The sequence below is a fragment of the Mycobacterium sp. 852002-51613_SCH5001154 genome, assembly GCF_001667425.1.
In the GTDB taxonomy this organism is placed as follows: Bacteria; Actinomycetota; Actinomycetes; order Mycobacteriales; family Mycobacteriaceae; genus Mycobacterium.
Genome location: NZ_LZII01000083.1, coordinates 380,454 through 405,518 on the forward strand (window position 1 = coordinate 380,454; position 25,065 = coordinate 405,518).

The 25,065-nt window shown below is 69.0% G+C and carries 21 protein-coding genes; 16 read left to right on the forward strand and 5 right to left on the reverse strand.

Features of this window, described 5'->3' with window-relative positions; genetic code table 11:
• Positions 1-31 precede the first annotated feature (31 nt).
• The gene (locus A5750_RS23705) at positions 32-1,207 is read right to left on the reverse strand and encodes a permease (RefSeq protein ID WP_082959191.1); all 1,176 of its coding nucleotides are present in this window, start codon (positions 1,205-1,207) and stop codon (positions 32-34) included.
• Positions 1,208-1,528: 321 nt separating this feature from the next.
• On the opposite strand from A5750_RS23705, the gene sepIVA reads away from it, so the two are divergent.
• The 4 genes from sepIVA to mutM are packed head-to-tail and all read left to right on the forward strand — an operon-like array spanning position 1,529 to position 4,481.
• Entirely contained in the window at positions 1,529-2,266 is a 738-nt protein-coding gene (sepIVA, locus tag A5750_RS23710) for a cell division protein SepIVA (protein ID WP_066952700.1), read from the forward strand.
• A gap of 59 nt (positions 2,267-2,325) precedes the next feature.
• Positions 2,326-2,910, forward strand: coding sequence for a DUF177 domain-containing protein (locus tag A5750_RS23715; RefSeq protein ID WP_197505512.1), 585 nt, complete (start codon positions 2,326-2,328; stop codon positions 2,908-2,910).
• Positions 2,907-3,620 carry a ribonuclease III gene (gene rnc / locus A5750_RS23720; protein ID WP_066952549.1) on the forward strand — a complete coding sequence of 238 codons (714 nt, stop codon included), beginning with the start codon at positions 2,907-2,909 and terminating at the stop codon, positions 3,618-3,620. Before A5750_RS23715 ends, rnc begins: the two co-directional genes overlap by 4 nt.
• On the forward strand, positions 3,621-4,481 hold the full coding sequence (gene mutM, locus A5750_RS23725) for a DNA-formamidopyrimidine glycosylase (protein ID WP_067266144.1): 861 nt from the start codon (positions 3,621-3,623) through the stop codon (positions 4,479-4,481). It abuts the gene before it with no gap.
• A 54-nt stretch (positions 4,482-4,535) separates the two neighbouring features.
• Here mutM and A5750_RS23730 read toward each other — a convergent pair whose 3' ends face one another.
• On the reverse strand, positions 4,536-5,312 hold the full coding sequence (locus A5750_RS23730; RefSeq protein ID WP_066952553.1) for a PIG-L deacetylase family protein: 777 nt from the start codon (positions 5,310-5,312) through the stop codon (positions 4,536-4,538).
• A 53-nt stretch (positions 5,313-5,365) separates the two neighbouring features.
• Between A5750_RS23730 and A5750_RS23735 the strand changes: the two genes are divergently transcribed.
• The 7 genes from A5750_RS23735 (at position 5,366) to A5750_RS23765 (ending at position 15,634) form a co-directional block, all read left to right on the forward strand.
• Entirely contained in the window at positions 5,366-5,779 is a 414-nt protein-coding gene (locus tag A5750_RS23735; RefSeq protein ID WP_066952555.1) for an OsmC family protein, read from the forward strand.
• A complete protein-coding gene (locus A5750_RS23740; RefSeq protein WP_067266149.1) occupies positions 5,766-6,059 on the forward strand; it encodes an acylphosphatase in 294 nt (97 codons plus the stop codon). Before A5750_RS23735 ends, A5750_RS23740 begins: the two co-directional genes overlap by 14 nt.
• Positions 6,060-6,234: 175 nt before the next feature.
• Positions 6,235-9,852 (forward strand): chromosome segregation protein SMC, encoded by a 3,618-nt coding sequence (gene smc / locus A5750_RS23745; RefSeq protein ID WP_066952559.1) that lies wholly within the window; start codon positions 6,235-6,237, stop codon positions 9,850-9,852.
• A 54-nt stretch (positions 9,853-9,906) separates the two neighbouring features.
• On the forward strand, positions 9,907-11,217 hold the full coding sequence (ftsY, locus tag A5750_RS23750; protein ID WP_066952561.1) for a signal recognition particle-docking protein FtsY: 1,311 nt from the start codon (positions 9,907-9,909) through the stop codon (positions 11,215-11,217).
• A gap of 184 nt (positions 11,218-11,401) precedes the next feature.
• Complete coding sequence (locus A5750_RS23755) at positions 11,402-12,793, forward strand: ammonium transporter (protein WP_066952563.1); 1,392 nt, start codon at positions 11,402-11,404, stop codon at positions 12,791-12,793.
• Positions 12,790-13,128: a nitrogen regulatory protein P-II gene (gene glnB, locus A5750_RS23760; protein ID WP_066952569.1), complete on the forward strand. Its 339-nt coding sequence runs from the start codon at positions 12,790-12,792 to the stop codon at positions 13,126-13,128. Before A5750_RS23755 ends, glnB begins: the two co-directional genes overlap by 4 nt.
• 46 nt (positions 13,129-13,174) lie before the next feature.
• Positions 13,175-15,634: a [protein-PII] uridylyltransferase gene (locus A5750_RS23765; RefSeq protein WP_082959192.1), complete on the forward strand. Its 2,460-nt coding sequence runs from the start codon at positions 13,175-13,177 to the stop codon at positions 15,632-15,634.
• Positions 15,635-15,639: 5 nt separating this feature from the next.
• Here the strand turns inward: A5750_RS23765 and A5750_RS23770 are convergent, their stop codons facing one another.
• Both A5750_RS23770 and A5750_RS23775 read right to left on the reverse strand, forming a co-directional pair.
• Entirely contained in the window at positions 15,640-17,370 is a 1,731-nt protein-coding gene (locus tag A5750_RS23770) for a DEAD/DEAH box helicase (protein WP_067266156.1), read from the reverse strand.
• Between the two features lie 104 nt (positions 17,371-17,474).
• Positions 17,475-18,269, reverse strand: coding sequence for an alpha/beta hydrolase (locus A5750_RS23775; RefSeq protein ID WP_066952575.1), 795 nt, complete (start codon positions 18,267-18,269; stop codon positions 17,475-17,477).
• A 142-nt stretch (positions 18,270-18,411) separates the two neighbouring features.
• Here A5750_RS23775 and ffh point away from each other — a divergent pair, with 142 nt between their 5' ends.
• The 4 genes from ffh to A5750_RS23795 all read left to right on the forward strand — a co-directional run bounded on the left by ffh (position 18,412) and on the right by A5750_RS23795 (position 23,655).
• Positions 18,412-19,968, forward strand: a complete 1,557-nt coding sequence (gene ffh / locus A5750_RS23780) for a signal recognition particle protein (RefSeq protein WP_066952577.1) — start codon at positions 18,412-18,414, stop codon at positions 19,966-19,968.
• 98 nt (positions 19,969-20,066) lie between these two features.
• The gene (locus tag A5750_RS23785; RefSeq protein WP_156659462.1) at positions 20,067-21,146 is read left to right on the forward strand and encodes an amidohydrolase family protein; all 1,080 of its coding nucleotides are present in this window, start codon (positions 20,067-20,069) and stop codon (positions 21,144-21,146) included.
• Between the two features lie 69 nt (positions 21,147-21,215).
• Positions 21,216-23,045 (forward strand): amidohydrolase family protein, encoded by a 1,830-nt coding sequence (locus tag A5750_RS23790; protein WP_067266159.1) that lies wholly within the window; start codon positions 21,216-21,218, stop codon positions 23,043-23,045.
• A gap of 1 nt (position 23,046) precedes the next feature.
• A complete protein-coding gene (locus A5750_RS23795; RefSeq protein ID WP_066952581.1) occupies positions 23,047-23,655 on the forward strand; it encodes a TetR/AcrR family transcriptional regulator in 609 nt (202 codons plus the stop codon).
• Here the strand turns inward: A5750_RS23795 and A5750_RS23800 are convergent, their stop codons facing one another.
• Positions 23,656-24,531, reverse strand: a complete 876-nt coding sequence (locus tag A5750_RS23800) for a D-alanyl-D-alanine carboxypeptidase family protein (protein WP_066952583.1) — start codon at positions 24,529-24,531, stop codon at positions 23,656-23,658.
• 57 nt (positions 24,532-24,588) lie between these two features.
• Here A5750_RS23800 and A5750_RS23805 point away from each other — a divergent pair, with 57 nt between their 5' ends.
• The gene (locus A5750_RS23805; protein ID WP_066952585.1) at positions 24,589-25,008 is read left to right on the forward strand and encodes a nuclear transport factor 2 family protein; all 420 of its coding nucleotides are present in this window, start codon (positions 24,589-24,591) and stop codon (positions 25,006-25,008) included.
• The last annotated feature ends 57 nt before the right edge of the window (positions 25,009-25,065 follow it).

Below are 25,065 nucleotides of genomic sequence, written 5' to 3' on the forward strand. Positions count from 1 at the left end.
CTCACTCGCTCAAGAGTTTTCACGCCGTTAGCTAGTGGCACTCGTGATCGTGGTCGTGCCCACCGTCGGGGGAGCCGCCCATCATCCGTGCCATCGGAACTCCGCCCGTGGTGACGAACCGGACCACCAGAATGGCCGCGACGGCAAGGAAGGCGATGTTGAGCCAGGTCGTGTAGTTCCACGAAATCGTCGCTTCCATGACCGTGGCGTTGCGCTGCTTGGGAATGAGACTCGCTGCGCCGAAAATCAATTCGACCAGATAGCCCGCGGTGACCATGGCGGCGTAGAACGTGCCCAGCAGCGTCAGCATCATCTTCGTGCCGTAGTACTTGCGGTAGATGTTGAGGATCGGCAGGATCAGCAGGTCGGCGTAAATGAACGCGATGACACCGCCGAAACTGATGCCCCCGTTCCACAGCACCGCGGCCAGCGGGACATTGCCGATCGAGCAGACGAAGGACACGATCGCCACGATTGGTCCGACGATCGGACCCCATATCGTCGACCAGCCCGGATGGTCGGTCAAAAAGAAGACCTGCCAAAACTTTTCGGGTACCCACGCCGCGATGGCCCCCGCGATCAACAAGCCCAGGACGAGGTCGCGCAGGATCGCCAGCCACTCCATCACGAACACGTGGGCAACGGACGTGAAGCCCTCCCTGGAAAAGAGGCGCTGAGCGAACGAGCCCTGCTTCTTGATGGACATGTCCATGGCCGCATGGCCTTCCATCGAGCCGGCGATTCCGCGGTCGGCCTGCTCACGGGCGGCATCGACAAGCCGAGAGCGCACGAACAACCGGAACAACACGGCGAGCACCACGATCATCAGCGGGCCGCCGACGAATTCCGCGGCGGTGAACTGCCAGCCCATCAGCAGGGCCAAGATGATGCCCAGTTCCACCACCAGGTTGGTGGAGCCGATCTCGAATGCCATGGCGGCGGTGAAGCTGGCCCCCTTGCGGAAGAGCGATCGGGCCAACGCCACCGCGGCGTACGAGCACGACGACGACGCCGCACCGAGGCCGGCGGCCAGCGCCAGGGTGCGCGGCCGGTCGTCGCCCAGCAGCGCCACGATGGTCGAGCGCCGCACCACCGCCTGCACCACCGCCGACAGGGCAAACCCCAAGATCAGCGCCCACAGGATTTCCCACGTCATCGATCCCGCCACCGCCAGGGCGTGTCCGACCGCTGCTAGCACGAGTTCCAATCCTTCCCCTCGATGGGCTGGGCCCCCAAACTTATACCCCCCAGGGGTATAGGTCAAGCGCCGTGGAGCGCGCTGGCCGGCGCCTGGGGCCTCCGCGATCCCTAGAATGGCCGCAACAGGTGCAGCCAACCTTGGCGGCGCGGACGGGCGTTTCGATGCATTTCACCGGTGATGGCGAGGCCGAAGCCGGTTTTTGGCGGCGTTTCGCGTCGTTGTCGCGGTCAAATGTCCGACACACCGACCTCGCCACCGCTGTCACAAAGGCAACACCAGGCACACTAGTAACAACAGGGTTTTTGCAGACGCCAGGAGGACATGGCCGTGTACAGAGTCTTTGAAGCGCTCGACGAACTGAGCGCCATCGTTGAAGAAGCACGCGGCGTTCCGATGACGGCCGGCTGCGTGGTGCCGCGCGGTGACGTGCTGGAACTGATCGACGACATCAAGGATGCGATCCCCGGCGAGCTGGATGACGCCCAGGACGTGCTCGACGCGCGCGATTCGATGCTGCAGGACGCCAAGTCGCACGCCGACTCCATGGTCTCCTCGGCGACCACCGAGTCGGAGTCGATGCTCAACCACGCCCGCGCGGAGGCCGACCGGCTGTTGTCCGACGCAAAAGCGCAGGCCGACCGCATGGTGAGCGAGGCCCGCCAGCACAGCGAGCGGATGGTCGGCGAGGCCCGCGAGGAGTCGATGCGCATCGCCACGGCGGCCAAACGCGAGTACGAGGCCAGCGTCGGCCGCGCGCAGGCCGAGGCCGACCGGCTGCTTGAGAACGGCAACATCTCCTACGAGAAGGCCGTGCAAGAGGGCATCAAGGAGCAGCAGCGCCTGGTATCGCAGAACAGCGTGGTGGAGGCGGCAAACGCCGAGGCCACCCGGCTGATCGACTCGGCGCACGCCGAGGCCGACCGGCTGCGCGGTGAATGCGACATCTACGTCGACAACAAGCTCGCCGAGTTCGAGGAATTCCTCAACGGCACCCTGCGCTCGGTCGGGCGCGGTCGTCACCAACTCCGGACGGCGGCCGGTACGCACGACTACGCGGTGCGCTAGCGCGTCGACCGGGCGGCCGCGCCCTGGAATTATGCGGCCCGCGCCGTAGGATTTCTGATATGACGCGGCAGCACAGCACCACCTCGCGGCGCCATCTGAGCTCGCCGATGACGATTGACATCGCCCGGCTCGGGCGGCGCCCCGGCGCGATGGTGACCCTGCGGAAGACCGTGCCCACCCCGTCGCGCATCGGACTCGACATGATCGCGATCGAGGCGGGCGCTCCGTTGGAACTCGACCTGCAAGTTCAGTCGGTCTCCGAGGGCGTATTGGTGACGGGGACGGTGGATGCGCCCACCGTGGGCGAATGCTCCCGTTGCCTGACCCCGGTCAAGGGCCACGTGCAGGTCCGGTTGACCGAACTGTTCGCCTACCCCGACAGCACGACCGAGGCGACCACCGAGGAAGACGAGGTCGGTCACATTGTCGACGACATCATCGACCTCGAGCAGTCGATCGTCGATGCCGTGGGACTGGAGCTGCCGTTCTCGCCCGTGTGCACGCCCGACTGCCCGGGTTTGTGCCCCGAATGCGGCGTTGCCCTCGCGGCCGAGCCAGACCATCACCACGACCGCATCGACCCGCGGTGGGCCAAGCTGGCGGGAATGTATCCCGAGGCCGACGCTGCGCGGGGTGAGCAGTGACGTCACGGCAAGACCTGCTCGATGCCCTCGGGGTCGAGCTGCCCGACGAGCTGCTCTCGCTGGCGTTGACGCACCGCAGCTACGCCTACGAGCACGGCGGGCTGCCGACCAACGAACGGCTGGAGTTCCTCGGCGACGCCGTACTCGGCCTGACCATCACCGACGAGCTCTACCACCGGCATCCCGACCGTTCGGAAGGGGACCTGGCCAAGCTGCGGGCCAGCGTCGTCAACACCCAGGCGCTGGCCGACGTCGCGCGCAAGCTGTCCGCGGACGGCCTGGGCGTGCACCTCTACCTCGGGCGCGGGGAAGCCAACACCGGCGGCGCAGACAAGTCGAGCATCCTGGCCGACGGCATGGAATCGCTGCTGGGCGCCATCTACCTGCAGCACGGAATCGACACGGCCCGCGAGGTGATCCTGCGGTTGTTCGGCCCGCTGCTGGACGCCGCGCCGACCCTGGGCGCCGGGCTGGACTGGAAGACCAGCCTGCAGGAGCTGACCGCGGCGCGGGGCATGGGCGCGCCGTCCTACGTCGTCACCTCCACCGGCCCGGACCACGACAAGGAATTCACCGCCGTCGTCGTCGTGATGGACACCGAATACGGCTCCGGCGTGGGGCGCTCCAAGAAGGAAGCCGAGCAGAAGGCCGCGGCGGCCACCTGGAAAGCGCTGGAAGTGCTGGACACCGCCGGACAAACGTCCGTCTAGATGCCCGAGCTGCCCGAAGTCGAGGTGGTGCGCCGCGGCTTGCAGGCCCGCGTCGTGGGCAAAACGATCACGGCCGTGCGGGTGCACCATCCGCGCGCCGTGCGCCGTCACGGGGCCGGGCCCGCCGACCTCACCGCCCGGCTGCTCAATGCCCGGATCACCGGCACCGATCGGCGCGGCAAGTACCTGTGGCTGCTGCTCGACGGTCCGGGCCAGCCCGACACCGCGCTGGTGGTGCACCTCGGCATGAGCGGGCAGATGCTGCTGGGGGAAGTGCCGCGCGCCGACCACGTCCGCATCTCCGCGCTGCTCGACGACGGAACGGTGCTGAGCTTCGCCGACCAACGCACCTTCGGCGGATGGATGCTTGCCGATCTGGTGAGCGTGGACGGCAGCATTGTGCCGGTCCCCGTCGCGCACCTCGCCCGCGACCCGCTGGACCCGCTCTTCGACCGCGATGCTGTCGTTAATGTCTTGCGGCGCAAGCATTCCGAGATCAAGCGGCAGCTCCTCGACCAATCGGTGGTGTCGGGCATCGGCAACATCTATGCCGACGAGGCGCTTTGGCGGGCCAAGGTCAACGGCGCCCGGATCGCCGCCGGGTTGAGCCGCCGTCAGCTGGCCGCCGTCCTGGACGCCGCGGCCGACGTGATGCGCGACGCACTGGCTCAAGGCGGGACGTCGTTCGACTCGCTGTATATCAACGTCAATGGCGAATCGGGCTATTTCGACCGGTCGCTGGACGCCTATGGCCGCGAGGGGCAGAACTGCCGGCGCTGCGGCGCCGTGATGCGCCGGGAGAAGTTCATGAACCGGTCGTCGTTCTTCTGCCCGAGATGTCAGCCGCGACCGCGAGTTTGACTGTGCGTCCAGGGTTTGCCAGCGTGCGCCAACGCCGAGCGGGTCGAAGGCGGATCAATCGAAGATGTCCCGGCGCGCGGATCCCGCGGGCAAGGCCGGGTCGACAAACCACTCGCGGGGAAACAACAGGCCGAACGCCTGGGGTGGCAGTCGAAGTAGAACCCCGTACATGCGGGCGCCCACGCTGGACTCACCGATCTGCGAGCGGTGGGCGGCGAACGCGTCTCGCTTCTGGCGCGCGAATCCGAAGACGTCAATGCGGTGGGTGATGCTCGCCCGCGGCGCGTACGCGGTGCGCGCAACGTGCGGCTCGTAGGGCGCCGGCAGCCGCAGCAGACTGGCGAGATGGCCGATGCGCAAAAGTAATTCGCGCGGCATCGTCGCCTCCAGCACTCGCGGGGTCGCCGCGAGTTCGGCGGCCCGCTTGCCGACGTGATGCACCTGGACATGATCCCGGTGGCCGTAGCCGCCGTTGGGCTGATAGCTGAGCAGGAGGTCCGCGTCTTCCTCGCTGAGTATTGCCGCGAGCCGCTGCGCCGCCTCCTCGACGTTTGCTCGCCCGAAGCGGACCCGTCCCGGCGGGTCCGGGTAGAACAGCGGGCCATAACCGCTATCGGCATAGCCGAGGCACTCAACCCGCCGCGCCCCCAAAATGTCTGCGCTCAAACGCAATTCGTCCAGCCGGAAATCGCTTTCTGCGTTGTGCACGCGCCCATCGGTCGCGGTGACGACGACCACGCGATGCCCGCCTGCAGCCGCCCGCGCGAGCGTGCCTCCGGTGAGGATCACCTCGTCGTCCGGATGTGCGTGGAATGCGACCACGGTGGCCATGAAACGCAGTATGCCCAGGGCGCGGTGAAAGCACGCCCGGTAAAAAGTAGGGCATGACCGAACTCTGGGTGGAGCGCACGGGATCGCGCCGTTACACCGGATACAGCTCGCGCGGTGCGCAGGTCCTCATCGGCTCGGAGGACGTCGAGGGCGTGTTCACCCCCGGCGAGCTGCTGAAGATCGCGCTCGGCGCGTGCAGCGGGATGTCCAGCGACCAGCCGCTCGCCCGCCGGCTCGGCGACGACTACAAAGCGGTGGTCAAGGTGTCCGGGGACGCCGACCGCGAACGCGAGGTCTATCCGCTGCTGGAAGAGACGCTCGAGCTCGACCTGTCCGGGCTCTCCTCGGAGGAGAGGGAGCGGCTGCTGGTGGTGGTCGATCGGGCGATCGACCTGGTCTGCACCGTGGGGCGCACGCTGAAAGCCGGCACGCAGGTCAATTTCAAGGTCGCCGATGTCGGATCCTGACGTCCGGCTCACCGCCTGGGTGCACGGCACGGTCCAGGGCGTCGGCTTTCGCTGGTGGACGCGCTGTCGGGCGCTCGAGTTGGGCCTGACCGGCTACGCGGCCAACCAGGCCGACGGCCGCGTCCTGGTGGTCGCTCAGGGTCCGCGGGAGGCCGGCGAGAAGCTGCTGGCCCTGCTGGAAGGTGGCGAGTCGTGGCCGCCCAGGCCGGGCCGCGTCGAGAAGGTCGTCGCCGACTGGTCGCAGCCGCAGGAACGTTACGAAGGCTTCGTCGAGCGCTGACGAACGTGATAGCGCCGGCGCTATCACGTTTCGGCTCCGGGATTCACTTCCGTTCCCGTGACTGATGTGGTCACTGTGGCCAGTGCGTCGACTGTGTTCGGCGGCTGTATTTCGACCCCGGCGACACCCCTCGGTGAGGGTGGCACGGGCGATTTGAGCGGTAGTCTGGCTCGCCGTGTACCTCAAGAGTCTGACGCTGAAGGGCTTCAAGTCCTTCGCATCGCCGACGACTCTGCGTTTCGAGCCGGGCATCACCGCGGTCGTCGGGCCCAACGGTTCCGGCAAATCCAACGTCGTCGACGCCCTGGCCTGGGTGATGGGGGAGCAGGGAGCAAAGACCCTGCGCGGCGGCAAGATGGAAGACGTCATCTTCGCCGGCACCTCGTCGCGGGCCCCACTGGGCCGCGCCGAAGTCACGGTCACCATCGACAACTCCGACAATGCGCTGCCGATCGAATACTCGGAGGTGTCGATCACCCGCCGGATGTTCCGTGACGGCGCCAGCGAATACGAAATCAACGGCGCCAGTTGCCGTTTGATGGACGTGCAGGAGCTGCTGAGCGATTCCGGGATCGGCCGCGAGATGCACGTCATCGTGGGGCAGGGCAAGCTCGACGAGATCCTGCAGTCGCGACCCGAAGACCGTCGCGCCTTCATCGAAGAGGCCGCCGGCGTGCTCAAGCACCGCAAGCGCAAGGAGAAGGCCCTCCGCAAACTCGACGCGATGTCGGCGAACCTGGCCCGGCTCACCGATCTGACCACCGAGCTGCGCCGCCAGCTCAAACCGCTGGGCCGCCAGGCCGAGGTGGCCCGTCGCGCCCAGACCATCCAGGCCGACCTGCGTGACGCCCGGTTGCGCCTGGCGGCCGACGACCTGGTCAGCCGGCAGGTGCAGCGCGACGCCATCTTCGAGGCCGAGGCGGCCATCCGCCGCGAGCACGACGAGGCCGCCGCCCGCCTGGCCGTGGCGTCCGAGGAGCTCACCGCGCACGAGGCGGCGGTGACCGAACTGTCGGTTCGCGCCGAATCCGTGCAGCACACCTGGTTCGGGCTGTCCGCGCTGGCCGAACGGGTGGCCGCGACGGTCCGCATCGCCAGCGAACGCACGCACCATCTCGACACCGAACCCGCGCCGCCCAGCGACACCGACCCCAGAAAGCCGGAAGAGCTGGAAGCCGAGGCCGAGCGGGTGGCCGTCGCCGAGCAGCAATTGCTGGCCGAATTGGCCGAGACGCGCAAGCGGCTCGATGCCGCCCGCGCCGAACTGGGCGAACGTGAACGCGAGGCCGCCGAGGCCGACCGGGCTCACCTCGCTGCTGTGCGGGCCGAGGCGGACCGGCGGGAAGGCCTGGCGCGGCTGGCCGGTCAGGTGGAGACCATGCGGGCGCGGGTCGAATCGATCGACGACAGCGTCGCCCGGCTGTCCGAACGCATCGAACAGGCCGCCAGCCGCGCGCAGCAGTCCAAGGCGGAATTCGAAACCGTGCAGAGCCGCGTCGGCGAACTCGACCAGGGCGAGGTGGGTCTGGACGAGCACCACGAGCGGACCGTCGCCGCGTTGCGGTTGGCCGACGCACGCGTCGCCGAACTGCAATCCGCCGAACGCGACGCCGAACGCCGGGTGGCCTCGCTGCGGGCCCGCATCGACGCGCTGTCGGTCGGGCTGGAGCGCAAGGACGGCGCGGCCTGGCTTACCGAAAATCATTCTCAGGCCGGGCTTTTCGGGCCAATCGCCAAGCTGGTCAAAGTCCGCTCCGGCTACGAGGCGGCGCTGGCGGCTGTGCTGGGATCGGCGGCCGACGCGCTGGCCGCCGAAAGCTTCGGGGCGGCCCGGTCCGCCGTCGCCGCCCTCAAACAGGCCGATGGCGGCCGCGCGGCGCTGGTGCTCGGTGACTGGCCCGCCGACCACCAGGCGGCGCGCGACGCCCTGCCGGGCACCGCCTTATGGGCGCTGGACCTGATCGAGGCGCCCGCGCGGCTTCGCGGTGCCATCACGGCGATGCTCTCGCGGGTCGCGGTGGTCGACGACCTGGATCAGGCGCTCGAACTGGTGGCGACGCGGCCGCAGTTGCGCGCGGTCACGCTCGACGGCGACCTGGTCGGCGCGGGCTGGGTGAGCGGGGGCTCCGACCGCAAGCTGTCCACGCTCGAGGTGACTTCGGAAATCGACAAGGCCGGCAGCGAGCTGGCCGCCGCGGAGTCGCAGGTCGCCCAGTTGACCGCGGCGCTCTCGGGCGCGCTGACCGAGCAGGCCGCGCGCCAGGACTCCGCCGAACAGGCATTGGCCGCGCTGAACGAGTCCGACACCGCGATCTCGGCGATGTACGAGCAGCTGGGCCGGCTCGGGCAGGAGGCCCGCACGACCGAAGACGAGTGGAGCAGGCTGCTGCGGCAGCGCGAGGAGCTCGAATCCGGTCGCGCGCAGACGCTCGAGGAAGTCACCGAGCTGGAAAACCGGCTGCGCAACGCTCAACAGACGCAGCACTCGGACGCCGAAGAACCCACCCATGCGGAGGTCCGCCAGCGGATCGCCGCCGCCGCGGAGGCCGCCCGCAGCGCCGAGGTGGAGGCCCGGCTGGCGGTGCGGACCGCCGAGGAGCGGGCCAATGCGGTGCGCGGGCGCGCGGATTCGCTGCGCCGTGCCGCGGCCGCCGAACGCGAGGCACGGCTGCGGGCCCAACAGGCGCGCGAGGCGCGGCTGCGCGCGGCCGCCGTGGCCGCCGCGGTGGCCGACTCCGGCCGGCTGCTGGCGCAGCGGCTGGACAGGGTGGTCGCGGCGGCGTCGAAGATCCGCGACGCGCTGGCGGCCGAACGCCAGGAGCGCGCGACGGCGATGGCGGCGGTGCGCGAAGAGGTGAACGTGTTGAGCGCCCGGGTGGCCACCCTCACCGACTCGCTGCACCGGGATGAGGTGGCCAACGCGCAGGCGGCCATGCGCATCGAGCAGCTGGAACAGATGGTGCTCGAGCAGTTCGGAATGGCGCCGCCCGACCTGATCGCCGAGTACGGGCCGGACGTGGCCCTGCCGCCCACCGAGCTCGAGATGGCCGAATTCGAGCAGGCGCGCGAACGCGGTGAGCAAGTGGTCGCGCCCGCTCCGATGCCGTACGACCGGGCCACCCAGGAGCGGCGCGCGAAACGCGCCGAGCGGGAACTCGCGGAGCTGGGCCGGGTCAACCCGCTGGCGCTGGAGGAGTTCGCCGCGCTGGAGGAGCGCTACAACTTCCTGTCCACCCAGCTCGAGGACGTCAAGGCCGCCCGCAAGGACCTGCTGGACGTCGTCGCCGACGTCGATGCCCGCATCCTGCAGGTGTTCAGCGATGCCTTCGTCGACGTGGAACGCGAATTCCGGGAAGTCTTCACGGTGCTGTTCCCCGGCGGCGAGGGCCGGCTGCGGCTCACCGATCCGGACGACATGCTCACCACCGGCATCGAGGTGGAGGCCCGTCCGCCCGGCAAGAAGATCACCCGGCTCTCGTTGCTGTCCGGTGGCGAGAAGGCGCTGACCGCGGTGGCGATGCTGGTGGCCATCTTCCGCGCCCGCCCGTCGCCGTTCTACATCATGGACGAGGTGGAGGCCGCGCTCGACGACACCAACCTGCGCCGGCTGATCAGCCTGTTCGAGCTGCTGAGGGCCCGGTCGCAGCTGATCATCATCACGCACCAGAAGCCGACGATGGAGGTCGCCGACGCGCTGTACGGCGTGACCATGCAGGGCGACGGCATCACCGCGGTGATCTCACAGCGGATGCGCGGGCAGCAGGTGGAGCAGCTGGTCTCGCAGTCTTCGTAGCGGCGTAGACCCCGCGCCGACCGCGCGGCGTCGCGCCCCTGAAACAATGTCACCGTGTCCCAAGGTCTTTGGATCGCCATCGCGGTCGTCGCTGTCCTGGTTGTCGTCGCGGCGCTGGTCCTGGGGCTGGTGCGGTACCGCCGCCGGCAGATCACCTTCACGGCCAAGCCGGAGCCCGGCGCGATCGACCGCTCGGGCGGCTACACCGCGTCGTCGGGCATCACCTTCAGCCAGACCGCAACCGCCGATCGGCTCGACACCACGGGCCTGCCCGCGGTGGGCGACGACGCCACCATTCCTCGCGACGCGCCGCGGCGCACCATCTCGGAGGTCGAGCTCCCCGAACCGGAGACGCTGGAGACCCCCGCCGCACCGCCGGTAGCACCGGCGCCCACGCCGCCGGCCGCCGAGCCGCCACCAGCGGCCCCCGAGATCGAGGCCATCGCGCCGCCCGAAGGCCGCCTCGAGCGCCTTCGCGGCCGGCTGGCCAGGTCGCAGAACGCGTTGGGACGCAGCGTGCTGGGCCTGATCGGCGGCGGCGACCTGGACGAAGACGCTTGGCAGGACGTCGAGGACACCCTGCTGGTCGCCGACCTCGGCCCGGTGGTCACCGAGTCGGTGATGGCGCAGCTGCGCGCCCGCCTGGCCGGCAGCGATGTGCGCACCGAAGCCGACGCGAAGGCCGTACTGCGCGACGTGCTGATCCGGGAGCTGCACCCCGACATGGACCGCTCGATCCGCGCGCTGCCGCACGATGACCACCCGTCGGTGCTGCTGGTCGTCGGTGTGAACGGCACCGGAAAGACCACCACCGTAGGCAAATTGGCCCGGGTGCTGGTGGCCGACGGACGTCGTGTCGTGCTCGGCGCCGCCGACACCTTCCGGGCCGCGGCGGCCGATCAACTGCAAACCTGGGCGTCCCGCGTGGGCGCGGAGGTGGTACGCGGGCCTGAAGGCGCCGACCCGGCATCGGTGGCGTTCGACGCCGTCGACAAGGGCATCGCCTCGGGCGCCGACGTGGTGCTCATCGACACCGCCGGCCGGCTGCACACCAAGGTCGGGCTGATGGACGAGCTCGACAAGGTTAAACGCGTGGTAACACGACGCGCCGCGGTCGACGAGGTGCTGCTGGTGCTCGACGCCACCATCGGGCAGAACGGCCTGGCCCAGGCGCGGGTCTTCGCCGAGGTCGTCGAGATCACCGGCGCCGTGCTGACCAAGCTGGACGGTACGGCCAAGGGCGGCATCGTATTCCGCGTCCAACAGGAACTCGGGGTACCGGTGAAGCTGGTCGGGCTCGGGGAGGGTCCCGACGATCTGGCGCCGTTCGAGCCGGGTGCCTTCGTCGACGCCCTGCTCGGCTGAAACCCCTTACAGGGCGAGCCGGACGTTAATACCGCCGAAACACGGCGGCCCCACTGCGGAAACAACAATTGCGCATGGTTCTCGCAGGCCACAGGCGTCGCCTGCCGGCCATTCATGTCCGACCGGAGGTGAGCGAGTGGCATTCCCGCAATTGGGCCAACCAGATACCGGCGATACCGCCTGGATGTTGGCGAGTTCCGCGCTAGTGCTGTTGATGACGCCAGGTCTTGCGTTCTTCTACGGCGGCATGGTGCGCACCAGAAGCGTGCTCAACATGATCATGATGAGCATCAGCGCCATGGGCGTCGTGACGGTGCTCTGGGTGCTCTACGGCTACTCGATGTCGTTCGGTGACGACCGGGGCGGCGTCGTGGGTAATCCGACCGATTACTGGGGCCTGGCGAAGCTCATCGGCGGCAACGCCGTCAAGGCGGACCCGAGCAAGGGCGTCACGCAGGTGGACATCCCGTTGGCCGGCACCATGCCCGCGACGGTGTTCGTGGCCTTCCAGCTGATGTTCGCGATCATCACCGTCGCGCTGATCTCGGGCGCGGTGGCCGATCGGCTCAAGTTCACCGCGTGGCTGGTGTTCGCCGGGCTGTGGGCGACGCTGGTCTACTTCCCGGTCGCACACTGGGTCTTCGCCGCCGACGGCTTCGCGTCTGAGCACGGTGGCTGGATCAACAACAAGCTGCACGCCATCGACTTCGCCGGAGGGACGGCGGTCCATATCAACTCCGGTGTGGCCGGCCTGGCGCTGGCGATCGTCCTGGGCAAGCGCCGCGGGTGGCCCACCACGCTGTTCCGGCCGCACAACCTGCCGTTCGTGATGCTCGGCGCAGGCTTGCTGTGGTTCGGCTGGTTCGGATTCAACGCCGGTTCGGCGACCAGTTCGAACGGGTCCGCCGGAGCGACGTTCATGACCACCACGGTCGCCACGGCCACGGGCATGCTCGCGTGGCTGCTGACCGAGCGCATCCGCGACGGGAAACCCACGACGCTGGGAGCGGCGTCCGGCATCGTCGCCGGACTGGTCGCCATCACACCGTCCTGCTCGTCGGTCAACATCCTGGGCGCGATCGTCGTCGGCGCGGTGGCCGGAGTGGTGTGCGCGCTGGCGGTCGGGCTGAAATTCCGGTTCGGCTTCGACGACTCGCTCGACGTGGTCGGGGTGCACATGGTCGGCGGTCTGGCGGGCACCTTGCTGGTCGGCCTGCTCGCCGCGCCGGAGTCCACCGCGATCAACGGGGTGGCCGGGGTGTCGAAGGGGTTGTTCTACGGCGGCGGCTGGGCCCAGCTGGAGCGGCAGGCGGTCGGCGCCTTCGCCGTCCTCTTCTACTCCGGCATCGTCACGCTGATCTTGGCTTTGATCCTGAAGTACACGATCGGGTTGCGTGTCGACGCCGAGGAAGAATCAACCGGCATCGACGAGTCTGAGCACGCGGAGAGCGCGTACGATTTCGGAACGATCGGTGGGCAGGGATCCGTTCTTCCGGCGGCGCGGGTTCCCCTGGAGGACCGCAACGGCCTGGAGGAGGACCGAGTGGGCGACAAAGTGGAGGCAGAGCAGGCATGAAGCTAGTCACCGCAATTGTGAAGCCGTTCACCCTCGATGACGTGAAGACCAGCCTCGAGGACGCGGGCGTCCTGGGCATGACGGTCAGCGAAATCCAGGGGTACGGGCGGCAGAAGGGCCACACCGAGGTTTACCGGGGTGCTGAATACTCGGTGGATTTCGTGCCGAAGGTGCGGATCGAGGTGGTGGTCGACGATTCCATCGTGGACAAGGTCGTGGACAGCATCGTCCGGGCGGCGCGCACCGGCAAGATCGGTGACGGCAAGGTCTGGGTAACCCCCGTGGAAACCATTGTGCGCGTGCGCACGGGTGAACGCGGAACCGATGCCCTCTGACTCCTAGCCGCACATTGCTGAACCAGGCCGGACGGGCCGGGAGGGTATGACAAGCCCATCCGACAGGTCATCTGAAGCGGGGACAGGAAGCGCCGGCGGGGCAGCCGATTTGGCTGCCTCGCGGCGCCAACTGCTGTCGGAGGGCGCTCACCTCGGCGCCGCGGAGCTCCGGAAAGCCTGGCTGGAGCTTCATGAATCCTGGCTGGTCGCCAAGGCCGGCGAGATCGGCATCGCCGACGGTAGCGGTTTCGCGGTCGTCGGGGTCGGTGGTCTGGGCCGCCGCGAGCTGTTGCCGTATTCCGATCTCGATCTAATGCTGTTGCACGACAACAAGTCTGATACCCAATTGCAGCGGGTCGCCGACGGATTGTGGTATCCGCTGTGGGACGCCAACGTCAGGCTCGACCACAGCGTGCGATCGGTGTCCGGGGCCCTCGGCGTCGCCAACAGCGACCTGGTGGCCGCGCTGGGCATGCTGGACGCCCGCCACATCGCCGGGGACGAGCGCCTGTCGGCGGAGCTGATCGACGGGGCTCGACGCCAGTGGCGCAGCGCAATCCGGTCCCGCATGGACGAGCTCGTCGCCATGACATATGAACGCTGGCAACGGTGTTGGCGAATCGCTCAGCGGGCCGAACCGGATCTGAAGTCGGGGCGCGGCGGCCTGCGCGACGTCCAACTGCTCGACGCGCTGGGCGTCGCGCAGCTCATCGACCGCCACGGCATGGGTCATCCTGACGCGCCCGGCGGATCGCTGAACGCCGCGTACCTCACGCTGCTCGATGTCCGCACAGAACTGCACCGGGTATCCAAGCGCGGACTCGACCAACTGCTGGCTCAGTTCGCCGACGAGGTCAGTGCGGCCTTGGGCGTCGGGGATCGATTTGCGTTGTCCCGCATGCTCTCCAGCGTCAGCCGCACCATCGCGTACCACGCCGAAACCGGGCTCCGGACCGCGCAGAACGCCCTGCCCCGACGCGGCCTCACCGCCCTGGTGCGGCGCCCGAAGCGGCGACCGCTGGACGAGGGGGTGGTCGAGTACGACGGCGAGGTGGTGCTCGCCCGCGACGCCCAACCCCAAACCGATGCCGGCCTGGTGTTGCGAGTCGCCGCCGCGTCGGCGGACACCGGCCTGCCGATCGGCGCCGGCACGCTCAAGCGACTCGCCGACAGCGTCCCGGATTTACCCTCGCCATGGCCGCGGGAGGCGCTGGACGACCTGCTGGTCGTGCTGCTGGCCGGGCCCACGGCGGTGAACACGATCGAGTCCCTGGACCGCACCGGGCTGTGGGGCCGACTGTTCCCGGAATGGGATGCGGTGCGCGACCTTCCGCCGCGCGACGTCTCGCACAAGTGGACCGTCGACCGGCACATCGTCGAAACCACTGTCAACGCGGCCCCGCTCACCACCCGCGTGGCGCGATCTGACCTGCTCGCCCTCGGCGCGCTGCTGCACGACATCGGCAAGGGGCGCGGCACGGACCACTGTGTGCTCGGCGCGGAATTGACGATCCCGATCGGCAACCGGCTGGGGCTGTCGGCCCAGGACACCGACACGCTCGCGGGAATGGTCCGCCACCACCTCCTGCTGCCGATCACGGCCACCCGAAGCGATCTCAACGATCCCAAGACCATCGAGTCGGTGGCCGCGGCCCTGCGCGGCGACCCGCAACTGCTCGAACTCCTGCACGCACTGGCCGAGGCGGATTCGAAGTCCACCGGTCCCGGGGTGTGGAGCGACTGGAAGGCGTCGTTGATCGACGACTTGGTCCGTCGCTGCCGGCTGGTGATGGCGGGCGAGCCGCTGCTGGAGGCCGAACCGATTGCGCCCCACTATCTTTCGCTGGCGGCTGGCCGCGGCGTGCACGTGGAGCTGCACCCCGGTGACCGGGAGCGCTTGACCGCGGTGATGCTCGCGCCGAACCAGCGCGGGCTGGTTTCGAAAGCAGCGGCAGTGCTGGCGGTGAACTCCCTGCGTATCCATTCGGCGTTGGCCAACATTCACGACGGCGTGGCGATCGTCGAGTTCGTCGCGTCGCCGGTGTTCGGCTCGCCGCCCGAATCAGGCTTACTGCGCCAGCAATTCAACGGTGCCCTGGCCGGCGACCTCGACATCCTCGGCACGCTGGAAAGACGCGACAGCGACGCGGTCAGCGCCGCGACGGCCCGGGCCGGCGAGATTCAGGCCGGGGTGCCCGTCACCCGGTCTACCGCCCCGCCGCGCATCCTGTGGCTCGACGCGACGACCGCCGGCCAGTTGATCTTCGAGGTCCGGGCCATGGATCGGCTGGGTCTGCTCGCGCTGTTGACCCGTGCGCTGGAACGCGCGGGGTCCGACATCGTCTGGGCCAAGGTCAACACGTTCGGCTCGACCGCCGCCGACGTCTTCTGCGTGACGGTGCCGGCGCACGGCGAGCACGACGCGCGAGCCGCGATCGAGCAGAACCTGCTCGCCGTGTTGGGCGGCCCCACGGTCGAAGTGCTCCAGGAGCCGGTCGGCGACTAGCGGGGTCAGGCGTGCTCGGCGTTGAGTCGCCGCAGGGCCTCGATGCGGTCCTGGATCTGTTCGCGGGTCGCGGCGGCGATCGGTGGCCCCCCGCAACGACGGCGAAGTTCGCTGTGAATCCAGCCGTGCGGCTTGCCGATGCGGTGGTGGGTGGCCGACACCAGGCTGTTGAGCTCGCGGCGCAGCTCGCGCAGTTGGCCATGCATCGACGGCGGCCCCGACACCGCGGCCGGCGCAGCCTGTGCGGCCCGTCGCTGCAGCTGCTCGTCCTGCCGGCGGTGCAGCAGCGCCCGCATCTGATCGGCATCGAGCAACCCCGGAATGCCGAGGTAATCGGCCTCCTCGTCGCTTCCGGCCGGCGCGGCGGTGCCGAACGACGACCCATCGAAGATGACCTGATCCAGCTCCGCGTCGGCGCCCAGTGAGGTGAAGCCGTTGTCGGCCTCGGTCTTTTCGGTCTGCGTCCTGATGGCGGGATCGCCGTCGAGGGGGTCGTCGTCGGGGCGGTGCGGATCCCCCAGCACGTGATTGCGCTGGGCCTCCAGCTCGCTGGCGAGCTGCAGCAGATTGGGCACCGACGGCAGGAAGATGCTGGCGGTCTCGCCCGGCCGCCGCGATCGCACGAAGCGGCCGATGGCCTGCGCGAAGAACAGGGGAGTGGAGGCGCTGGTGGCGTAGATGCCGACCGAGAGCCGGGGCACGTCGACGCCTTCGGAGACCATCCGCACGGCCACCAGCCACCGGCTGGTGCCGGCGGCGAATTCGCTGATGCGCGCGGAGGATCCGGGATCGTCGGACAGCACCACCGTCGGCGCCTCGGAGGTCAGCCTGGTCAGCAGGGTTGCGTAGGCGCGCGCCGCGGTGCGGTCCGAGGCGATGATCATGCCGCCGGCGTCGGGCACGTGCGCGCGCTTCTGGCTCAGCCGCTGGTCGGCGGCCGCGATCACCGCGGGCATCCATTCGCCGGCCGGGTCGAGCGCCGTGCGCCAGGCCCGCGCCGTGTGCTCGGCGGTCAGCGGCTCGCCCAGCCGCGCGGCGTGCTCCTCGCCGGCACTGTCCCGCCAGCGCGCCTCCCCGGAGTAGGCCAGGAAGACCACCGGTCGGACCACCCCGTCGGCAAGAGCCTCGGCGTAGCCGTAAGTGTGGTCGGCCTGCGAACGCCGCACCCCGTCGGCGCCCGATTCGTAGGCGACGAACGGGATGGGGCTGTCGTCGCTGCGAAAGGGCGTGCCCGTCAAGGCGAGCCGGCGCGTCGCATCGCCGAAGGCCTCGCGGATGGCCTCACCCCAGGTCTTGGCGTCACCGCCGTGGTGAATCTCGTCGAAGACCACCAACGTCTTGCGCTGCTCGGTGCGTACCCGGTGCAGCGTCGGATGCGCCGCGACCTGAGCGTAGGTGACCATCACGCCGTGGTACTCGCCCGACATCAGGGCATGGGAGTTGGAGAACTTCGGGTCCAGGGCGATGCCGTGCCGTGCGGCGGCCTGGGCCCACTGCACCTTGAGGTGCTCGGTGGGCACCACGACCGTGATCTGCTCGACGACGCGCTGGCTCAGCAGTTCCGCGGCCACCCGCAGGGCGAACGTCGTCTTGCCGGAGCCCGGGGTCGCCACGGCCAGGAAATCGCGCGGTTGGCCGGCCAGGTATTTCACCAACGCCCGGCGCTGCCAACCCCGCAGCGCACGGCCGCTGTCGTCGACGGGAGACTCCGTGCGAGCGAGCGGTTGCACGGACATTTCCCCCCGTTTGTTGTAATTGTCGACCCGGCCAGAGTGGTGAAGCGGTGGCTGTGAAATCTAGCACGCCAACGCTTTTCGGCGCAGTAACGACTCGGGCGCGGCTACCGTGGCCGGCCCGCGAGGTCGCGGGTCTGCAGCCACCCGTGGATGCGTTGCGCGACGTCAGCCCACCCCGGCTCGAGCATCATGTTGTGGCCCATCGGGAAGAATTCCGGTTCGGTCGCATACGCGCGCGCCGTGGCACGCACATCGCCGGCGCTGACGAAGCCGTCGTACTGCGCGCCGAGGACCAGGATCGGCGTGGTCACCCGCCGCGTTCTGACGCGGCGGACCACGGGATCGGTCATGGCGGCGCGGATGCTCTCGGCCCCCGCGCGTTGCCTGCAGGATTCGACGACCGCCTCGGGCGTGTCGGCGCAGAACAGGTACTCACGGACCAGAGCCGGGGTGGCGAGGAATTTCAGCAGCGTGGGGTCGGTCCAGGCTTCCATCGTCATCGATGGCCGGCGGCGCCAGACGCGCACCGCCAACCTGAGCACGCCCTGCGGCGGCACGGAGCCCACCAGGACCGCCGCCGGGGCGCCGCGTGTTTCGAGGTGGCGCTGGATGACGAAGCCACCCAGCGAATGGCCTATCAGCACGGGGTCGCCGCCCAGTTCGTCGGCCACCGAACGGAGGTCGTCGATGTAGTCGGCGATGGAAACCTTGTGCAGCGGCTTGGCCGTCGGGCTGGCGCCGTGCCCCCGCAGGCTCATCGCGACCGCGCGGTAGCCCGCGTCGGCGAAGAAGTCCAGGAAGTGCTCCCAGCACCACGCGCCGTGCCAGCCGCCGTGCACGAACAGCAGCGGCACCGGATGATCTCGGCTGCAGGATCCTTTGTCGATCACCTCGAGCATGGGAACCATTCAAACCCGCTCGCCGTTTCGGCGAGACTGAAACTACGCACACCTTTATCGGCGCGTCGTGTGCGTAGTTGCGGTGTCGCGGTCGATGGGCGGCGCCAAGCCGGCCGGGCTGGACTACCACTAGGCTGGCGGGGTGTTTGAATCGCTGTCCGACCGGTTGACCGGTGCACTTCAGGGACTACGCGGCAAGGGTCGACTGACCGACGCCGACATCGAGGCCACCACCCGCGAGATCCGGCTGGCGCTGCTGGAAGCCGACGTGTCGTTGCCCGTGGTGCGCGCGTTCGTCACCCGGATCAAGGACCGCGCCCGGGGTGCCGAGGTCTCCGGCGCCCTCAACCCGGCGCAGCAGGTCGTCAAGATCGTCAACGAAGAGCTCATCGGCATCCTGGGTGGGGAAACCCGCCAGCTGGCGTTCGCCAAGACGCCGCCGACCGTTGTGATGCTCGCCGGTCTGCAGGGTTCCGGTAAGACCTCGCTGGCCGGAAAGCTGGCCGCGTGGCTGCGCGGGCAGGGGCACACTCCGCTGTTGGTGGCGTGCGACCTGCAGCGGCCGGCCGCCGTGAACCAGCTGCAAGTCGTCGGTGAGCGCGCCGGGGTACCGGTGTTCGCGCCGCATCCCGGCGAGTCCCCCGGATCGGGGCCCGGTGACCCGGTCGCGGTCGCGGCGGCGGGGCTCGCCGAGGCCCGGGCGAAGCACCACGACGTCGTCATCGTCGACACCGCCGGCCGGCTGGGCATCGACGACGAGCTGATGTCCCAGGCCGCGGCCATCCGCGACGCCGTCAATCCCGACGAAGTGCTGTTCGTGCTGGACGCGATGATCGGGCAGGACGCCGTGACCACCGCGGAGGCGTTCCGCGAGGGCGTCGGCTTCACCGGGGTGGTATTGACCAAGCTCGACGGTGACGCCCGCGGTGGCGCCGCGTTGTCGGTGCGCGAGGTGACCGGCGTCCCAATCCTTTTCGCCTCCACCGGCGAGAAGCTGGAGGACTTCGACGTCTTCCACCCCGACCGGATGGCCGGCCGCATCCTGGGCATGGGCGACGTGCTGAGCCTGATCGAACAGGCCGAGCAGGTCTTCGACGCCGAGCAGGCCGAGGCCGCCGCCGCCAAGATCGGCACCGGCGAGCTGACGCTGGAGGACTTCCTCGAGCAGATGCTCGCCATCCGCAAGATGGGTCCGATCGGCAACCTGCTGGGCATGCTTCCCGGCGCCGGGCAGATGAAGGACGCGCTGGCACAGGTCGACGACAAGCAACTCGACCGCCTGCAGGCCATCATCCGCGGCATGACGCCCCAAGAGCGGGCCGACCCGAAGATCATCAACGCCTCCCGGCGGCTGCGCATCGCCAACGGGTCCGGCGTCTCGGTGTCCGAGGTGAACCAGCTGGTGGACCGGTTCTTCGAGGCCCGCAAGATGATGTCGTCGATGCTCGGCGGCATGGGCATCCCCGGCATGGGGCGCAAGTCGGCGACCCGAAAGGCCAAGGGCGGCAAGGGCAAGAAGGGCAAGAAGGGCGGGCGGGGCCCGACGCCGCCCAAGGCCAGGAACCCGCTCGGCGCCGGGATGCCGGGCATGCCGGCCGGATTCCCGGACCTTTCGCACATGCCGGAAGGCCTCAACGAGCTGCCGCCCGGGCTGGCGGATTTCGACCTGTCCAAACTCAAGTTCCCAGGCAAGTCGTGACGATCGCGAGCGCGGCGAAGCCGGGCGAAGTCCCCCGCAAGCGGGAGGTGCCCCCAGGTCGTCACCGTCGGACCCGACGAAACTGACCCGCTGTGCGCATGCACGTGCGAGGTGTTGGGCTGCCGGACGAGACCCCAACCGAGCTGTGGATCGTCGGCGGGCGCATCAGCACCGAACCGGTCGCGGGGGCCGACACCGTCTTTGACGGCGGCTGGATCATCCCGGGCCTGGTGGACGCGCACTGCCACGTCGGGCTCGGCGAGCACGGCGAGATTCGGCTCGACGAGGCGATCGCCCAGGCCGAGATCGAACGCGACGTCGGTGCGCTGCTGTTGCGGGACTGCGGCTCACCGACCGACACCCGCAGCCTCGACGACCACGAGGATCTGCCGCGCATCATCCGGGCCGGAAAACATCTGGCCCGGCCCAAGCGGTATGCGGCGGGTTTCTCGCGCGAGCTGGAAGACGAGTGGCAACTGCCCGAGGCGGTGGCCGAAGAGGCGCGGCGCGGCGATGGCTGGATCAAGCTGGTCGGCGACTGGATCGATCGCAGCGTCGGCGACCTCGCACCGCTGTGGTCCGACGACGTGCTCAAGGCGGCCATCGACACCGCACATGCCCATGGCGCCCGGGTCACCGCGCACGTCTTCAGTGAGGACGCGCTGCCGGGCCTGGTCAGGGCCGGCATCGACTGCATCGAGCACGGCACCGGCCTCACCGATGACACCATCGCGCTGATGGTCGAGCACGGGACCGTCCTGGTCCCCACGCTGGTCAACATCGTCGAGAATTTCCCGGGTATCGCCGACGCCGCGGCCGGGAAGTATCCGACCTACGCCGCCCACATGCGCGACCTGCATGCACGCGGGCTGTCGCGGATCGCCGCGGCCCGTGATGCGGGCGTGCCGATCTACGCCGGCAGTGACGCCGGCACCATGGTCGCGCCCGGGCGCATCGCCGACGAGATCGAAGCGCTCAAGGGCATCGGCATGAGCCCGACCGATGCGTTGGGCGCGGGGTGCTGGGACGCCCGGCGCTGGCTGGGCCGCCCCGGCCTCGATCACGGCGCTTCCGCCGACCTGCTGTGCTTCGCGGACGATCCGCGGTCGAGCCCGGCCGCGCTGCACCGTCCGGACCTGGTGATTTTGCGCGGCAAGGTGTTCCGCTCGCCGACGTAGCCCGGAATCGGCCCTGTTCACGGGGTTGCCGCGCCGGCTTCCGGAAAAGATTGCGAGTGCTTGCTATCTATGTTACGGTCCATGTCACCACGACAACTGGAGGCAAAAGTGGCTTACGACGTGATCATTCGCGAAGGGCTGTGGTTCGACGGCACCGGCAGCGCGCCGCAGACCCGCACGCTGGGTATTCGCGACGGCGTGGTGGCCACCGTGTCGGACGGGCCGCTGGACGAGACGGGCTGCCCCGAGGTGATCGACGCGGCCGGCAAGTGGATCGTGCCCGGCTTCGTCGACGTGCACACCCACTATGACGCCGAGGTGCTGCTGGATCCGGGCCTGCGGGAGTCCGTGCGGCACGGTGTCACCACCGTGTTGCTCGGGAACTGCTCGTTGTCGACGGTCTACGCCAGCTCCGAGGACGCCGCCGACCTGTTCAGCCGCGTCGAAGCCGTGCCGCGCGAGTTCGTCTACGGCGCCCTGCAGAACAAGACGTGGTCCACCGCAGCGGAATACATCAAGGCCATCGACGCCCTGCCGCTCGGGCCGAATGTCGGCTCGCTGCTTGGCCATTCGGACCTGCGGACGGCGGTTCTCGGGCTCGATCGGGCCACCGACGCCACCGTCACGCCCACCCCCGCCGAGCTGGAGCAGATGGCGGCCCTGCTGGAGGAGGCGCTCGACGCCGGGGTGCTCGGCATGTCGGGGATGGACGCGGCCATCGACAAGCTCGACGGTGAGCGATTCCGGTCGCGGGCGCTGCCGTCCACCTTCGCGACCTGGCGCGAGCGCCGCCGGCTCATCAAGGTGCTGCGCAAGCGCGGACGCATGCTGCAGAGCGCGCCCAACGTGGCGAAGCCGTCGTCCGGAATGCTCTTCTTCCTGGCCAGTAGCCGGATCCTCAACCGCGGCAAGGGCGTTCGCATGAGCATGCTGGTATCCGCCGATGCCAAGTCGATGCCGCTGTCGGTATACGTCTTCGGCCCGGGGACCCGCTTGCTGAACAAGCTGCTGGGCTCTCATGTGCGATTCCAGCATCTGCCGGTGCCGTTCGAGTTGTACTCCGACGGAATCGATCTGCCGGTCTTCGAGGAATTCGGCGCCGGAACGGCCGCCCTGCACCTGCGGGACCAGTTGGAGCGCAACGAGTTACTTGCCGACAAGGAATACCGCCGGAAGTTCCGCAAGGAGTTCGACCGGATCAAACTCGGACCGTCGTTGTGGCACCGCGACTTCCACGACGCGGTCATCGTCGAGTGCCCCGACGAGTCGTTGATAGGCAAGAGCTTTGGGGCCATCGCCGACGAGCGCAAGCTGCACCCGCTCGACGCATTCCTGGACGTGCTCGTCGAGAACGGCGAACGCAACGTCCGGTGGACGACCGTCGTGGCCAACCACCGCCCCAAGCTGCTCAACGCGCTCGCCAATGAGGGCAGCGTGCACATGGGCTTCTCGGATGCCGGTGCGCACCTGCGCAACATGGCCTTCTACAACTTCCCGATCAAGCTGCTCAAGCGGGCTCGGGACGCCTCCCGGGCGGGCGCACCGTTCATGCCCATCGAGCAGGCGGTGCATCGCCTGACCGGCGAACTGGGGGAGTGGTTCGGCGTCGACGCCGGCACGCTGCGGCAGGGCGACCGCGCGGACTTCGTGGTGATCGACCCGGCCGGCCTCAACGAAACGGTCGAGGGCTACTACGAGGAGGAGGTGCCGTTCTACGGGGGCTTGCGGCGCATGGTCAATCGCAACGACGACGCCGTCGTCGCGACCGGTGTGGGCGGGGCCGTCGTCTTCCGCGCGGGGCAGTTCAGGGACGGCTACGGCCGGACCTTGAAGTCGGGCCGCTACCTGCGCGCGGGCCAGCGACACCGGGGCCGGAGCGCCCTGAGAATCGGGGGCTGACGTGGCCAGAACCCAGCAGCAGCGTCGGGAAGAGACCGTGGGACGGCTTCTCGACGCCTGCATCGCCACCATCATCGAGGTCGGATACGCCCGAGCGTCGGCGGCCGTGATCACCAAGCGCGCCGGGGTGTCGGTGGGCGCCCTGTTCCGGCACTTCGAGACGATGGGCGACTTCATGGCCGCCACGGCGTCGGAGGTGCTGCGTCGTCAGCTCGAGACGTTCACCAAGCGGGTCGCCGAAATCCCGGCCGATCGGCCGGCGCTCGAAGCCGCCCTGGCGATACTCCGCGACATCACCGCCGCCCCGAGCAATGCCGTGCTCTACGAGCTGTTGGTCGCCGCGCGCACCGACGAAAAGCTCAGGGCCACTTTGCAAACCGAGCTGCGCCAGTACTCGGCGAAGATTCACGACGCCGCCCGTACGCTGCCCGGGGCCGAAAGCTTCCCCGAGGAAACGTTCCCGGTGCTGGTCGCGTTGCTGACCAACGTGTTCGACGGGGCCGCGGTGGTGGAGGGGGTGCTGCCGCAGCCGCAGATCGCCGAGCAACGGATCCCGATGCTGATGACGCTGCTGTCCGCGGCGGCGGGGGACGCGGGCCTGGCGGAATAGCTACAGCGAGCCGATGCTGGACTGCGGGCCTTGGGCGAATCCCCAGTCGAACAACGTCGCCGCCTGGTCCCAGTACGTCGGGCCGCCCTCTTTGATCAACCCGTACATCATGGCGATGACCAACCGACGGCCACCGCGGGCGGCGGCCCCGACAAAGGTCTTGCGGGCCGCGTTGGTGAACCCGGTCTTGCCGCCGATCGCGCCGGGGTAGCGCTGCAACAGCTCGTCCTGATTGGTGATGAGGTGTTCGCCGTTATCGCCGGGGAACATCGCCGACGGCTCGGCCGTGATCTGCGCGAACACCGGGTTGGCCATCGCGGCGCGGAAGATGACGGCCAGGTCGTGCGCGGTCGATGACCCGGATCCGCCTGGCCCATCGAGCCCGGACGGCGTCGCGGCATGGGTGCTCGTCGCGCCGAGCGAGGCGGCCTTGGCGTTCATCTTGGCGACCGTGACTTCGGGCCCGCCCAGCATGTGCGCCAGCGTGTTGGCGGCGTCGTTACCCGAGACCAGCAGCAGGCCGTCGAGGAGCTGACGTGCGGTGTAGGTGCGGCCCGGTTTGATGCCGACGCAATTGCACTCCACCTGGGTGTCGGCGGTGTCGGCGACGACGGTGGAGTCCAGGCTCACCGAGTCGAGGACCACCTGGGCCAGCAGCGTCTTGATCGTGCTCGCCGGCGGGTGGGCCACGTTCTGGTCGCGGTCGGCCAGCACCTGGCCGGTGTCGAGATCGGCGACGATCCAGGTCTGGGCCGGGCCGTCCGGGATCGGCACCGAGCCCACCGGCTGCATGCTGTCGGCCCGGGCCGTGGGGACGGTTGCCCCGTACGCACCCACCGTGAGCAGGGCCGCCGCTGCGGCCATGACCTTGCGCATGGCCGGAAAGTCTAACTTCCGGGCCTGTTCGGCGTCGATTTCAGTACTGTCCGATGCATGTTGAGCCTGGCCGAGATTTCCGACCGCTTAGAGATCCAGCAGCTTCTGGTGGACTATTCCACCGCCATTGACCAGCGCCGATTCGACGATCTCGACCAGGTGTTCACGGAAGACGCGTACATCGACTACACCGCCCTCGGCGGCATCGAGGGCCACTACCCGGAGGTCAAGAAGTGGCTGTCGGAGGTGCTGCCGAACTTCCCGGTGTACGCGCACATGCTCGGCAACTTCTCGGTGCGCATCGACGGGGATAAGGCCTCGTCGCGGGTGATCTGCTTCAACCCGATGGTGCTCGGCGGGGACAAGGAGCAGGTGTTGTTCTGCGGGCTCTGGTACGACGACGAGTTCGTCCGCACGCCGGACGGCTGGCGGATGACCCGTCGGGTCGAGACCAAGGTCTTCCAGAAGGTCATGTAGGCGGCGGCCGCCGCCGCGATTTCTGGGGCGGCGCCCTGGTCTGGCACAATGGGCGGC